Origin of the sequence: Streptomyces lucensis JCM 4490 (assembly GCF_014650035.1) — a bacterium.
Lineage (GTDB): Bacteria > Actinomycetota > Actinomycetes > Streptomycetales > Streptomycetaceae > Streptomyces > Streptomyces lucensis.
This window is the reverse complement of record NZ_BMUE01000003.1, coordinates 278,474-291,561: the sequence shown is the minus strand read 5'-3', so window position 1 is coordinate 291,561 and position 13,088 is coordinate 278,474. Positions and strand designations below refer to the sequence as shown.

The following is a 13,088-nucleotide window of genomic DNA, read 5'->3' as shown; positions in this document are numbered from 1 at the left end:
CGGCAAGTTGGGTGCCCGCACCCAATGTGCGCCCCGAACGCCCCCACCTACTGTGACGCTCGCCCACCCCCCAGCACATCGGAAGGGGCGTCACTCATGCTCGCGGTCGACGGTATCACCGTGCGCTTCGGCGGGATCACGGCACTGGACGGTGTCGCGTTCACCGTAGAGCCGGGCACCGCCGTGGGGCTCATCGGGCCGAACGGAGCCGGCAAGACCACCTTGTTCAACTGCCTCACCCGGCGCTGCGATCCGGACGGAGGCGAGATGCGGTTCGAGGGCGAGGACCTGCTCGCCGTTCCGCCGCACGCCGTGGCCGGACGCGGCATCGCCCGCACCTTCCAGAACCTCGGCCTGTTCCCGCAGCTCACGGTGCGGGAGAACGTCATGGTCGGCGCCCACAGCCGGGGGCGCACCGGACACCTCGCCGCGGCGCTCCGGCTGCCCCGCGTCCGGCGAGAGGAGAGGGAACTGCGTGACCAGGCGGACGACCTGCTGCGACGGCTCGGCCTGGCGGACGTCGCCGACCACCCCGCCAGTGGGCTGCCGTTCGGCACGCTCAAACGCGTCGAACTCGCGCGGGCACTCGCGGTACGGCCCCGGCTGCTGCTGCTCGACGAACCCGTCAACGGACTCAGCCACGGCGAGGTCGGCCAATTCGCGGATCTGGTCCGCTCGGTGCGCCGGGAGTTCGACCTCACGCTCGTGGTGGTCGAACACCACATGGGGTTCGTGATGGGCCTGTGCGACAAGGTGGTCTGCCTCGACTTCGGCCGCAGGATCGCCGAGGGCCCGCCGGAGGACATCCAGCGTGACCCGGCGGTCGTCGAGGCGTACCTGGGGGTGGCCGCATGAGCGGGACCGCCACCGGCCGCACCGAGGCCCCGGCGAGTGAGGAGCCGGACTTCCTGGAGGTCCGCGGACTGCACGCCGGATATGGCCAGGCCCGCGTGCTGCAGGGCCTCGACTTCTCCGTCGCCCGCGGTGAGGTGTGCGCGATCCTCGGACCGAACGGCGCGGGCAAGACCACGACGCTGCGGGCGCTGAGCGGCATGGTCCGCGGCCGGGGCTCGGTCACCCTGAACGGCACCGAACTGCTGGGCCGCTCGCCCGAACAGGCCGCCAGGCTCGGCGTGGCGCACGTCCCCGAGGGCCGGGGCACCTTCAACGACCTGACCGTGGAGGAGAACCTGCGCATCGGCGCGCACCTGCGCACCGGGCGCCGGAACCGGGCGGCAGTGACGGCCGACCTGGAACGGATCTACGACTACTTCCCCGCACTGCGCCGGCGGTCGCGACAGGCGGCCGGCAGCCTCAGCGGCGGGGAGCAGCAGATGATCGCCATCGGCAGGGCGCTGATGCTGCGGCCCGCCCTGCTGCTGCTGGACGAGCCGTCCCTGGGCCTCGCGCCGCTGGTCACGCGTGAGCTGTTCGGGATCGTCCGCGCCGTCAACGAGGAGGAACGCACCACCGTGGTCGTCGTCGAGCAGAACGCGCAGCTGGCGCTGGACATCGCGCACCGGGCGCACGTATTGGAGGCCGGCCGGCTGGTGCTGTCGGGACCGGCCCGGGAGATACGCGAGGACGGCCAGGTCGCCGAGGTGTACCTCGGTGTCTCCGTCCGTTCCCGGAAGGCCGGGTGAGTGCCGTGACCGACCTTCTCCAGCAGGTGGTGGAAGGACTGGGCTCCGGCGCGGTCTACGCGAGCCTCGCGCTGGCCCTGGTGCTGATCCACCGGTTCACGGGCATCGTCAACTTCGCCCAGGGCGAGCTGGCCATGCTCTCGACCTACGTGGCCTGGCAGCTGGTGGCGTCCGGAATGCCGTTCTGGCTGGCACTGCCGGTCACCCTCGCGGTGTCCTTCGCCGGCGGCATGCTGGTCGAGCGGATCGTCATCCGTCCCGTGCGGGACGCGCCCGAGCTGACGGTGGTCATCGTCACGGTCGGTCTGTTCATCCTCGTCAACGCGCTGGCCGGCCTGATCTGGTCGTTCACGGTGAAGGACTTCCCGCAGCCGTTCCCGGACGGCGGGATCGACCTGGCCGGGGTGCGCGTGGACTGGTCGACGCTCGGGATCCTCGGCGTGGTGGCCGTCGTGATGGGCCTGCTGTATCTGCTGTTCCAGCACACCTCCACCGGTCTGGTGATGCGGGCGGTGGCCTGCAACCCGGTTTCGGCCCGGCTGTCGGGCATCCGGGTGGGCCGCGTGCTGATGCTCGGCTGGGGGCTGGCCGCGACGGTCGGCGCGGTGTCGGGCGTGCTCGTCGCCCCGGTGCTGTTCCTGGAGCCCAACATGATGGGCGGAGTGCTGATCTACGCGTTCGCCGCGGCCACTCTCGGTGGGTTCGACAGCCCGGTCGGTGCGGTCGTCGGCGGCCTGTTCGTGGGCCTCGCCGAAACGCTGACCGGGGCGTACGTGGACGTGATCGGCGCCGATCTGAAGGTGGGTGTCCCTCTGTTGATCATTCTGGCGGTGCTGCTGGTGCGGCCCCAGGGACTGTTCGGACGGGCGGCGGTGGAGCGCGCATGAACACGATCGTCACCGCACTCGGCACGGCCCGTGCCCGGCGCCTGCGGGCCGCGCTCACCGTGCTGCTCGCGACGGCGGCCGCCGTCGGGGCACCCTTCTACTTCGCTCCCTTCCAGGTCTTCCAGCTGACCATGGTGCTGCTGTACGCCGTGGCGCTGGCCGGTCTGAACCTGCTGGTCGGTTTCGGCGGGCAGATCTCGCTCGGGCACGGCGCGTTCTTCGCCGCCGGGGCCTACACGGCGGCGGTCATGCTCGACCGGTACGGGACCGGCCACCTGGCCACGCTGCCGGCCGCGGCCGCCGGATGCTTCCTGCTGGGCCTCGGTTTCGGCGTGCCGGCCCTGCGGCTGCGCGGACTCTACCTGGCCCTGGTCACCCTCTCGTTCGCGGTGTTCCTGCCGCCCCTGCTCAAGCGGCTCGAACCGGTGACGGGCGGCTCCATGGGCCTGACCGTGGACAAGCTGCGGCCGCCCGCGTGGAGCGGGCTGGCGGAGGACCAGTGGACGTACTTCGTCGTCCTCGCCGTCACCACGGTGGCCCTGCTGTGCGCCCGCAACCTGCTGCGGTCCCGGGCGGGCCGGGCACTGCGCGCCGTACGGGACAACGAGAGCGCCGCCGAGGTCATGGGCGTGCGGCTGTCGCTGCACAAGACCCTCGCCTTCGCCTGGAGCGCGATGTTCGCGGGCGTCGCCGGCTGTCTGTACACCTGGGTGATCGGCTTCGTCTCGCCCGACTCCTTCGGCTTCGTCCTGTCCATCACCCTGCTGGCCGGCCTGGTGGTCGGGGGGCTCGCCTCGCTGTACGGACCCCTGCTGGGCGCCGCGTTCGTGATGTACGTGCCGAGCGTGTCCCAGGACCTGAGCGAGGCGGCACCCGGAGTGGTGTTCGGGCTCCTGATCATCACGGTGATGTTCGTGGCCCCGACGGGACTGGCCGGTCTGCCGGGCCGTGTCCTGGCCGCCGTCGCCCGCCGGCGGCCTCGTGCCACCGCCGCCCCGCCCGGCCCGGCGCCCGGGACCGGATCCGCACCCGAAGCGGAACCGGGGCCCGAAGCCGGGTCCGGGGCCCTCACGACCCTGACCCCTCCGGGTCCCGCAGTTGTCGACGCCGAACCCGTGGGCGCACCGCCCCGCACGGAAAAGGAATGATCCGCATGCTCAAGACGACCGCTCTGCGGGCGGCCGCGGCCGCGACCGCCGCCCTGCTCACCGCCACCGCCTGCAGCAGTCAGCGGGGGCAGGACGCCCAGGACACCGCCGCCGCCGGCGCGTGCAAGGGCCAGCAGACCACCGGCATCACCGACAGCACCATCAAGCTGGGCGGGATCTACCCTCTGTCGGGACCCGCCTCCGCGTACGGCACGATCAGCAAGGGCGTGTCCGCCTACTTCAGGTACGTCAACGACAAGGGCGGCATAGACGGCCGCAAGGTGCGGTTCATCGTCCGCGACGACGGCTACCAGCCGCCCAAGGCGGTCGAGGAGGCGCGCAGACTCGTCGAGCAGGAGAAGGTCTTCGCCGTGTTCCAGACCCTCGGCACTCCCTCCACCGCGGCCGTGTGGGACTACCTCGGCAAGCAGAAGGTGCCGCAGCCCTTCGTCGCCACGGGGGCCTCGGTCTGGGGCACGGACCACAAGCATCCCTGGACCATCGGGTGGCAGCCCAACTACGTGGCCGAGGCCCGGGTGTACGCCAAGTACCTCAGGGACAGCAAGCCGCATGCCAAGGTCGCGGTCCTCTACCAGAACGACGACTTCGGCAAGGACCTGCTCGGCGGGTTCAGGAAGGCGCTCGCGGGCAGCGGCGTCAAGGTGGTCGCCGCGGAGAGCTACGAGGTCACCGACCCTTCCGTGTCGGCCCAGATGGCGAGCCTCGCCCGCTCCGGGGCTGACGTGCTGCTGGACGTCACCACCCCGAAGTTCGGCAGCCAGGCCCTCGCCGCCGACGCCAGGAACACCAGGTGGAACCCGCTGCACATCGTGAACAACGTGGCATCGTCCGCCGCCGTGCTCCGGCCCGTCGGCTTCAAGAACGTGCAGGGCGTGGTCTCGGCGACCTACTTCAAGGACCCGGCCGACCCGCGGTGGGCGAAGGACCCCGAGATGAAGACCTACCTGAAGGCCATGCACGAGTACGCCCCCGGCACCGATCCGGCCGACCAGTTCAACGCCTACGGCTGGGCCGTGGCCGCCAGCCTGCACAAGGCCCTGGACACGATGAAGTGCCCGACGAGGGAAGGGCTGCGGGACGCGGTGCGCCACCTGAAGGACGTGAAGGTGGGACTGCTGCTTCCCGGTGTCACCCTGTCCACGGGCCCCGGCGACGCCTTCCCGATCGAGACGATGCGGCTGATGCGCTTCAAGGGCGAGCGGTGGCAGTTGTTCGGCAAGCCGGTGGACACCCGCAAGGAGTTCGGCCCGCTCGCGAAGTGAGCCGGCGGGGGCGGCCCGCGGCCGATGCCGCGACCCTGGGGCCGCCCCCGCCCCGCCCCGCCTCGTGGGGCGGGGCGGGGCGGGCGCCGCGTACTCAGACGGCGCTCAGCCCACCGTCGACCACCAGGCTCTGCCCGGTGATGTAGGAGGCGCGGTCGGAGAGCAGGAAGGTGACGGCTTCGGCGACCTCCCAGGCGGTACCCTGCCGACCGAGCGGTATGCGGGTGAACGAGGCGGCGCGCGACGCCCTCCCGGCCGAGGCCTCGCGACCCATCGGGGTGTCGATCAGACCCGGGACGACCAGGTTGGCGCGGATCCCGCGCGGCGCACCCTCCCTGGCGACGTGTCGGGTGAGCCCGAACAGACCCGCCTTGGAACTGTCGTAGGCGGGCGAGCCGGTGGCGGCGCGCAGCCCGGCCACGGAACCGACGAACACGATCGATCCTCCGTCGGCGATCGCGGGCAGCGCGTACTTGGCGGCGAGGAAAGGAGCGCTCAGGTTGAGCGAGAGCACGCGTTCCCACTGCTGCGGCGTGGTGTCCGCCAGGCCCCTGCCGAGCCCGATCCCGACGTTGACCACCATCGCGTCCAGCGAGCCGAGTTCGCGGAGGGCCTCGGCGACCATGGCCGAGGACTGGCCGGGTTCCGTGGCGTCGCCGGCCAGGGGCAGGCCACGCGCGCCCTCCTCGCCGACCAGGGTGGCGGTGGCCGCCGCCGCGGCGGGCGAGACGTCCGCGCAGGCCACGGAGGCTCCCGCGCGGGCGGCGAGCACGGCGACCGCCCGGCCGTTGCCCACCGGGGCCCTCGGATCGTCACTGGGGCGGGTGCCCGCGCCGATGACCAGCAGGTTACGGCCTGCCAGGGGAGCGGCCGGGTGGGTCGGGGAACGCCGGGGATCAGACATCACCGTGTGCCCCTTCAGGCGTGCCGGTGCCGGCCCCGGGGGGCGCCGGCAGGCTTTCCGCTTCATAGCCGGGCTCGAGCCGGGTACCGGAGGAGTTCAGGAAGAACGCGACCATGTGGTACTGACCGACGAGCACGGTGATCTCGATCAGCTCTGCCTCGTCGTGGTCGGCGGTGAGCGCCGACCAGGTGGCCGCGGACAGGCGCGCGTCCCGGTGCAGTTCGTCGGCGGCACGCAGCAGACGGGCGTCGGCCGGCGTCCACCCCTGGGCGTCCGGGCCCGCGCCGATCCGCCGGATCTCCTCGTCGGTGATCCCGGCGGCCCTGGCGAGCGGCACATGCCGTCCCCATTCGTAGCGGGCCCGGGTGTTGCACGCCGTGCGCAGGATCAGCAGTTCCCGGGTCCGGTCCGGCAGCAGGCCGTCGCGCAGCAGATGGCTGCCGAACGGCAGGAAGTGGCGGAAGAGGCCGGGGTGCCGCACCAAGGTGGTGAAGACGTTGGCGACGCGGCCGTCGGCATCCCGGGGAATAGGGGCGAGCAGTTCCCGGGTGGACGAGTCCCAGTCGCCCTCGGGCAGAGGCGCGAGGCGCGGGCCGGTGTCGGGGGCCGGGTGTCGGGGCCGGTGGTGGTGCTCGTCGGTCATGGCGGTCTCCGCACTGTCTGTAGGGATGGGCCGGTGGCACGGGCGGGTCCGGGCAGCGTCGGCCGGCGTCATGCCGCATACGCGCCGAGGTGCTCCTTCCGCCGCCGTGCCACTGTGCTTCCGGGGGCGGGGGGATGTCGACGGCTCGCCGGCCAAGGGCGGCGGCCGGATTGTTGGTCGGTCGCACAACGACCCGTTCCGGAAGGACGGAGGTGAGGTCCATGCCCGGACCACCGGGGGCGGCGGTGTCCCTGGAAGGGGTCATCGCCGCGATGGCCGCGCAGCGGGAGCACGTGGGCGGGCGGGTGCACGCCGACCTGGCGGACCACGTCCCTTCCTACCGCGCGGTGCCGCGGGAGCTCCTGAGCGAGATCTGGCACCGGCACTTCCAGCGGGCTCTCGTGGTGGTGCGCGAGGGGACGGTGCCCGTGCCGGAGGACTTCGGCGAGGCCGACGTGGCCCGGGACCGGGTCGCCCGGGGCGTGCCGCTCGGCGACGGGCTCCACGCCTTCCGCCGGGCGCTGGGCGCGATACGGGACCTGTTCCTCGCCGAGGCGACCCGACGCGGGCTGGAACCCGCCCTGATCGCCGACCGCACCACGCGCCTGTGGGAGTTCGCGGACGTCGCGAGCCTGCGGATCGCCGCGGTCCACCGGCAGGCGGAGGCGGCCTGCGCCCTTTCCGACGCCCGCCGCCGCGCCCACTACCTGCGCGGGCTGCTCCACGGCACGCTGAGTGCGGCCGGCATACACAGTGGTGCGGCGGTCTACGGCCTGGACCCGTCGCGGCCGTACCGGGCGGTCAGAGCCGTGCCCAGCGGGGACGGCTCCCCGGAAGCGCTGCGACGCTCCCTGGAGTCCGGCAGCCGAGGGGACGGCCGGGGCGCTCTGCTCACCGTGCTCGACGGGGCTGTCGCCGGAGTCGTCGGGGCGAGGCCGGCGACCGGTGATCTGGAGCTGACGGCGGGACTCGGCCCGCCGACGGACCTGGCAGCGACGCACCGCTCCTTCCGTGCCGCCGGCAGGATGCTGGAGGCCGCCCGTGCGTACGGTCTGCGCGGCGTGTACGACCTGGGTGACCTGTCCTGGCGGGTGGCGGTCGTCGCCGAACGGGAACTCGCCGAGTTGCTGGTCGACCGTTACCTGCGCCCACTGGAGGCGGAGGGGGACTTCGGTGCGCTCGTCGAGGAGTCGGTGCGGGCATACCTGACGACGGGACGGCGCATCCGGGAAGTCGCCCGCGTCGCGCACGTCCACGTCAACACCGTCCGCTACCGGTTGCGTCGTTTCGAGGAGCTGACCGGCACCGACCTGGACGCCCCGGACACCGCGGTGGAGCTGAGCTGGGCCCTGGCGGCACGCGAGCTGGGGAGCGCACTGGTCCGGGCGGAACCTTCTCGCTGAGCGGACCGGGGCGTCCTCCGGACCCTGGTGCCCGACCCGCCGCGCCACGCGGCGGGCGAGGCCGCCACAGTCCCGCCCCGGGTCACTAGGCTTGCAGGGCGTCAGCAGGTCAGCGCGTATCCGGAATGAGGGTCACACCGCACGGGGCGCCGTCACGCGGCCACCCCCCGCGGTCAGGACCAGCGGCGGAACACCGCCGACCGACTACGAGGTGGAGTCCAGCGGTGGAGAAGCGGATGACGGAGCGCACCGAAAGCCACGACGATCCGTTCGCCCCGCATCTCGCCGCCCTGGCGGTGCTCGACGACCGTGGGATCGTGGTCGGCTGGAACCGGCGGGCGCAGGAACTGCTCGGCCACCCGGACACGGCCGTGCTCGGTCACCCGGTGTACGAGGTCCTCGATCCGCGCGACCTGCCTGCCGCGAAGGAGGCCGCGGCGAGCTGCCGCAGAGCCGGCGGCTGGTTCGGGTCACTCAACGTGCGGCACCGCGACGGGCGGCTGGTGGAGATGGGGCTCAGGGCCCAACCGCTCTCCCGCGGCGGCCGGATCCGGGAGTGGCTTCTCGCCGGGGCCCTGGCGGCCGACGTCCTGGAGTGGCAAAGGGACCGTGCGGTGCTCGACGGGCTGTACCGCCGGTGCCCGATCGGCCTGGTCGTGCACGGGCCCGACCTGACGGTTCTCCGGGTCAACCGGGCCATCGAACGCTTCACCGGCGTCCCGGCGGCGAACTTCCGGGGCCTGCCCACCGGCCACATGCTCCTGCCCGACGACGCACGCAAGGCCGTGGACCGGGTGCGCCAGGTGATCGAGACCGGAAGCCCGTTGATCTACTCCGAGCAGTTCGTCCGCCTGGAGTGGGACCCGGCCCGGGAGCGGGTCGCGATGGTCTCCACCTTCCGGATGGAGGATCCGTCCGGTCGCGTCCTGGGTGTGGCCGAGTTGATCGAGGACATCACCGAGCGCCATCGGGCCCAGCGCCGGCTCGCGCTCCTCGACCAGGCCGGCAGGCGTATCGGAACCACGCTCGACGTGGCGGAGACCGCCCGGGAACTCGCCGAGGTGACGGTGCCCCACCTCGCCGACCACGCGTCGGTGGACCTGCTGCATCCGGTCACGCGCGGGGAGGAACCGGTTCGTGCCCTGGCGGGGCCGGTGGTACGGGTGGGAGCCGCCGGCTTCGGTGCCCAGCAGGCCGGCCCGCCGCATCCGCAGGGCCGACCGGTGGAGTTCGCGCCCGGCACGCCCCAGGCCAGATGCCTGATCGAGGGGCGGCCGGTCCTGGAGCCCGTTCTCCCGCCCGACTGGTTCTCGGCGAAGGGCCACCACGGGGCCCACGCACCGGATCCGGGCGCCCACTCGCTGATCGCTGTTCCCGTCGCCGCACGCGGCCTCGTGCTGGGCGTGATGACCCTGTGGCGGTCACGCCGCCCCGATCCCTTCGAGACGGACGATCTCACCCTGGCCCAGGAGCTCGCGTCGCGCGCCGCCGTCGCCATCGACAACGCCCGGCGCTTCACCCAGCAGCAGCAGACCGCGTTCACCCTGCAGAGCAGCCTGCTGCCCCGGCTCGTCGCGGACCAGTCGGCCGTCGAGGTGGCCCTGCGCTACCTGCCGGCCAGTGCGGGCCCGGGCCTGGGGGGCGACTGGTTCGACGTCATCCCCCTGTCCGGGGCCCGGGTCGCCCTGGTCGTCGGCGACGTCGTGGGACGCGGCATCCACGCCGCCGCCACCATGGGGCGGCTGCGGACCGCCGTACACACGCTCGCCAGCCTGGATCTGGAACCCGACGAGCTCCTGTCCCGCCTGGACGACCTGGTCGATCTGCTGGCGGCCGAACAGGAAGCAGCCGGCGAACGGCCCGTGAACGAGCAGGTCGTGGGGGCGACCTGCCTGTACGCCGTGTACGACCCGGTCTCCGGGCGGTGCTCCGTGGCCCGCGCCGGTCACCCGTTGCCGGTGATGACCGCTCCGGACGGACAGGCGGCTCCGCTCGACCTGCCGGCAGGCCCACCGCTCGGTCTGGGCGGCCTGCCGTTCGAGGCCCGCGAGATCGAATTGGCCGAGGGAAGTCTGCTGTGCCTGTACACCAACGGAGTCCTCGGCGAACGCCACATCGACGCCGACACCGCCCTGGCCAAGCTGTGCGCGGCGCTCACCCGCCCCACGGACGCGCTGGAACGGACGTGCCAAGCGGTGGTCGACTCGCTCGTCCCCGCACGCCCCGCCGACGACGTCGCACTGCTGATCGCCCGCACCCGCATGCTGCCACCGGATCACGTCGCCTCCTGGTGTCTGCCCCCGGAGCCCGAAAGCGCCGCCCGGGCCCGGGCGCTGACCTCGGCCAAGCTGGGCGAATGGGGTCTGGAGCACCTGGCGTTCACCACCGAGTTGATCGCCAGTGAACTGGTCACCAACGTCTACCGCTACGCCGGCGGTCCCGCGACCCTGCGGCTGATCCGTGAGCGGCGCCTGGTGTGCGAGGTCAGCGACACCAGTCACACCTCACCTCACCTGCGCCGGGCCCGCACCACCGACGAGGGCGGGCGCGGCCTGTTCCTGGTGGCCCAGATGGCAGAGCGCTGGGGCACCCGCTACTCCCGCGAGGGCAAGACCGTCTGGACCGAACAGCCACTGGCCGGCCTGTCGATCTGACCGTCCCGGCCTCGCGGGATGACCGGGCGCCCCGGAGCCGCCCGCGAAGACTCGCCGTACCGCCGGTGGCGGGACCGCTACTCGTGGCCGGGGACGGCCATCTCGCCGAGCAGCGACCAGTCGTCCTGCGGAACCGTCGTGTTGACGATGCGCGGCGTCTGAGCCAGATGGGGCGGCAGCGTCTGCTGTGCGGCCTTGAAGTGCGCGGACCGCACGTGCGCGGCCCCGGCCTCGTCGTCGCGGAACGCTTCGACGAGGACGTACTCCGTCGGGTCCGCCACGCTGCGCGACCAGTCGAACCACAGGCAGCCCGGCTCGGCGCGCGTGGCCCGGGTGAAGTCGGCGACGATCTCGGGCCAGCGGTCGGCGTGCTCGGGACGGACGCGGAACCTGGCGGTGATGAAGATCATGGGATTCCTCCGCTGGGGGCGCGGCCCGACCGGCTGACCGGACGGGCCACTCGGGGTCTCGCGACAAGATCGTACGGCCCCTGGCCGCCCCCGGCCGGAGAGGGCCCGGCGGTTTCGGGGCCGCCGGGCCGCAGTCGTGGTCACTCGGCCGCGGCGAGCAGCCGTGCCTCGTTCTCCTCGTACAGCCGCCGGGTCGCGAGGCTGTCCGCGGCGCGGCGCCGGTGGTCCAGACGGCTGCCCAGCCAGCCCGCCAGATAGCCGAACGGGACGGAGACCAGACCGGTGGACTGCATGGGGAAGAGGTCGAAGCCGGCGTCGGGGAAGACGGCGGACGGCGTCCCGGACACGGCCTGGGAGAAGGCGAGCAGCAGCAGTGCGCAGGCCGTGCCGCCGTAGAGGGAGGCGAGCAGGCCGGTGCGGGTGAATCCGCGCCAGAACAGGGAGTAGGTGAGCGTGGGCGCCACCGCAGAGGCGCCCACGCAGATCGCCGCGGTGGTGAGCACGCCGACGTTCCAGTCCTGGACCATGGTGGCGAGGCCGATGGCGACGGTCCCCACGGCCACGCTCGCCCAGACCGCCACCGTCATCTCCGTGCGCGGCTTCGCCCGCCCCCGCCGCGCGGCGTGGGCGAACAGGTCGTGGGCGAGCGACGAGGCCGCGGCCAGGGTCATCCCCGCGACCGACGACAGCAGGGTGATGAAGACCATGCCGGCCACCGCCGAGTAGAGGATCGTCGCGCCCGCGGAGCCGGGCGCACCGCCGAGCACCTGCGACAGCATGAGCACCGACGTCCTGCCCTGCGGGTCGGCCGCGGTGATGTACCGGGCCCCCACCAGCGCCGCCGCGCCGGTACCCATGACGATCAGGAGCAGGCAGAACGCGGTAACCGTGCCGACCGCCCACGACATGGAGCGCCGCACGGCCGGCACGTCCGGTGCGGAGTACAGACGCATCGTGATGTGGGGCAGGCAGGCCACGCCGAGGACCACGGTGACCTGGAACCCGATGAAGTCCAGCCGCTCACCCGCCGAGGTGCCCAGCTGCAGGCCCTGCCGCAGGAAGGCGGGGCCCGCGCCGCTGCCGTGCTGGGCGGCCGTGAGCAGTTCGTCCGGGCTCCAGTGGAAGCGGTGCAGGACCAGCACGGCGACGACGGCGCTCGTGCCGACGAGGATCACGATCTTGATCATCTGTATGAGCGCGGTCCCCCTCATCCCGCCGATCGCCGCGTAGATGATCATCAGGCTGCCGACCATGACGATGCACGCGGTCCGGGCGCCCGCAACGTGCGGGATGTCCAGGATGAAGGTGAGCAGCGATCCGGCCCCGGAGAGCTGGACGACCAGGAAGGGCAGGGTCGCCGACAGCGTCACCAGGCAGGCGGCGACACGCACGGCCCGCCCGGGCATGGTGCGGGCCAGGACGTCGCCCATGGTGAAACTGCCGGCGTTGCGCAGGGGCTCGGCCAGCAGGAACATCAGCAGGACCAGGGACAGGGCCGTGCTGACGGCGAGGACGTAGCCGTCGTATCCGGTGAGCGCGATGATGCCGGTGGTACTGAGCACCGTGGCCGCGGAGATGTAGTCACCCGCGATGGCCAGGCCGTTCTTGAGCGGGGTGAGCGAGAGGTAGCCGGTGTAGAAGTTCGCCAGGTCGTCGCGGTCCGGCCCCGCCATCACGCACATCAGCAGGGTGAAGGTGACCAGGGCGGTGAACAGGAGGAGGACGGACGCCTGCGTCCCGGAGCCGAAACCGTTCATCTCGCCGCTCCCGCGCTCCGGCCGGTGGCACGCGCCCGTTCCCTGACGGCGAGGGCCAGCGGATCCACCGAGCGCCGCGCACTGCGTCCGTACCAGAAGACCGCCGCGAACGTGACGAGGAGCTGGAGCACTCCCAGGACCATTCCCAGGCTCAGCTCTCCGGCGATCCTCGCCCCCATCAGGCCGGGCGCGCAGCAGGACAGCGCGATGTACAGCACGAAGGAACCGAGCGCCGCGAGCGTGGAGATCCGGCGGAGCAGGCGGTAGGCCGAGCGCAGGGCGGCGACATCGGCACCGGGCCGGGGACCGTCCTGCGCGTACGGATCGTGTGCGTACGGCTCGCGCATGTACGCATC

The 13,088-nt window shown here is 72.6% G+C and carries 12 protein-coding genes; 7 read left to right on the top strand and 5 right to left on the bottom strand.

What is annotated here, in order from left to right; genetic code table 11:
* Positions 1–96 precede the first annotated feature (96 nt).
* From IE177_RS09265 to IE177_RS09245, 5 genes are read left to right on the top strand one after another with little or no spacing between them, the layout of a single operon-like run.
* A complete protein-coding gene (locus tag IE177_RS09265) occupies positions 97–855 on the top strand; it encodes an ABC transporter ATP-binding protein (RefSeq protein WP_229815961.1) in 759 nt (252 codons plus the stop codon).
* The gene (locus IE177_RS09260; protein WP_190014645.1) at positions 852–1,643 is read left to right on the top strand and encodes an ABC transporter ATP-binding protein; all 792 of its coding nucleotides are present in this window, start codon (positions 852–854) and stop codon (positions 1,641–1,643) included. The genes IE177_RS09265 and IE177_RS09260 overlap by 4 nt, the downstream gene beginning before the upstream one ends.
* A 5-nt stretch (positions 1,644–1,648) precedes the next feature.
* Positions 1,649–2,530, top strand: coding sequence for a branched-chain amino acid ABC transporter permease (locus tag IE177_RS09255; protein WP_190014643.1), 882 nt, complete (start codon positions 1,649–1,651; stop codon positions 2,528–2,530).
* Positions 2,527–3,678 (top strand): branched-chain amino acid ABC transporter permease, encoded by a 1,152-nt coding sequence (locus tag IE177_RS09250; RefSeq protein ID WP_190014641.1) that lies wholly within the window; start codon positions 2,527–2,529, stop codon positions 3,676–3,678. Before IE177_RS09255 ends, IE177_RS09250 begins: the two co-directional genes overlap by 4 nt.
* A 5-nt stretch (positions 3,679–3,683) precedes the next feature.
* Positions 3,684–4,961, top strand: a complete 1,278-nt coding sequence (locus IE177_RS09245; RefSeq protein WP_190014639.1) for an ABC transporter substrate-binding protein — start codon at positions 3,684–3,686, stop codon at positions 4,959–4,961.
* Between the two features lie 94 nt (positions 4,962–5,055).
* On the opposite strand, the gene IE177_RS09240 is transcribed toward IE177_RS09245, so the two are convergent.
* Both IE177_RS09240 and IE177_RS09235 read right to left on the bottom strand, forming a co-directional pair.
* Complete coding sequence (locus tag IE177_RS09240) at positions 5,056–5,865, bottom strand: SDR family NAD(P)-dependent oxidoreductase (RefSeq protein ID WP_190014637.1); 810 nt, start codon at positions 5,863–5,865, stop codon at positions 5,056–5,058.
* The gene (locus IE177_RS09235) at positions 5,858–6,508 is read right to left on the bottom strand and encodes a carboxymuconolactone decarboxylase family protein (protein WP_190014635.1); all 651 of its coding nucleotides are present in this window, start codon (positions 6,506–6,508) and stop codon (positions 5,858–5,860) included. Before IE177_RS09235 ends, IE177_RS09240 begins: the two co-directional genes overlap by 8 nt.
* Positions 6,509–6,729: 221 nt before the next feature.
* On the opposite strand from IE177_RS09235, the gene IE177_RS09230 reads away from it, so the two are divergent.
* Together IE177_RS09230 and IE177_RS09225 are read left to right on the top strand one after the other, a co-directional pair.
* Positions 6,730–7,911, top strand: a complete 1,182-nt coding sequence (locus tag IE177_RS09230) for a PucR family transcriptional regulator (protein ID WP_190014633.1) — start codon at positions 6,730–6,732, stop codon at positions 7,909–7,911.
* A gap of 236 nt (positions 7,912–8,147) precedes the next feature.
* Positions 8,148–10,565 (top strand): SpoIIE family protein phosphatase, encoded by a 2,418-nt coding sequence (locus IE177_RS09225; RefSeq protein ID WP_190014631.1) that lies wholly within the window; start codon positions 8,148–8,150, stop codon positions 10,563–10,565.
* Between the two features lie 77 nt (positions 10,566–10,642).
* Here the strand turns inward: IE177_RS09225 and IE177_RS09220 are convergent, their stop codons facing one another.
* The 3 genes from IE177_RS09220 to IE177_RS09210 all read right to left on the bottom strand — a co-directional run bounded on the left by IE177_RS09220 (position 10,643) and on the right by IE177_RS09210 (position 13,079).
* Positions 10,643–10,975: a putative quinol monooxygenase gene (locus tag IE177_RS09220; RefSeq protein WP_190014629.1), complete on the bottom strand. Its 333-nt coding sequence runs from the start codon at positions 10,973–10,975 to the stop codon at positions 10,643–10,645.
* Between the two features lie 140 nt (positions 10,976–11,115).
* Positions 11,116–12,732 carry a sodium/solute symporter gene (locus IE177_RS09215; RefSeq protein WP_190014628.1) on the bottom strand — a complete coding sequence of 539 codons (1,617 nt, stop codon included), beginning with the start codon at positions 12,730–12,732 and terminating at the stop codon, positions 11,116–11,118.
* On the bottom strand, positions 12,729–13,079 hold the full coding sequence (locus IE177_RS09210; protein ID WP_229815960.1) for a DUF485 domain-containing protein: 351 nt from the start codon (positions 13,077–13,079) through the stop codon (positions 12,729–12,731). The genes IE177_RS09215 and IE177_RS09210 overlap by 4 nt, the downstream gene beginning before the upstream one ends.
* Positions 13,080–13,088 lie beyond the last annotated feature (9 nt).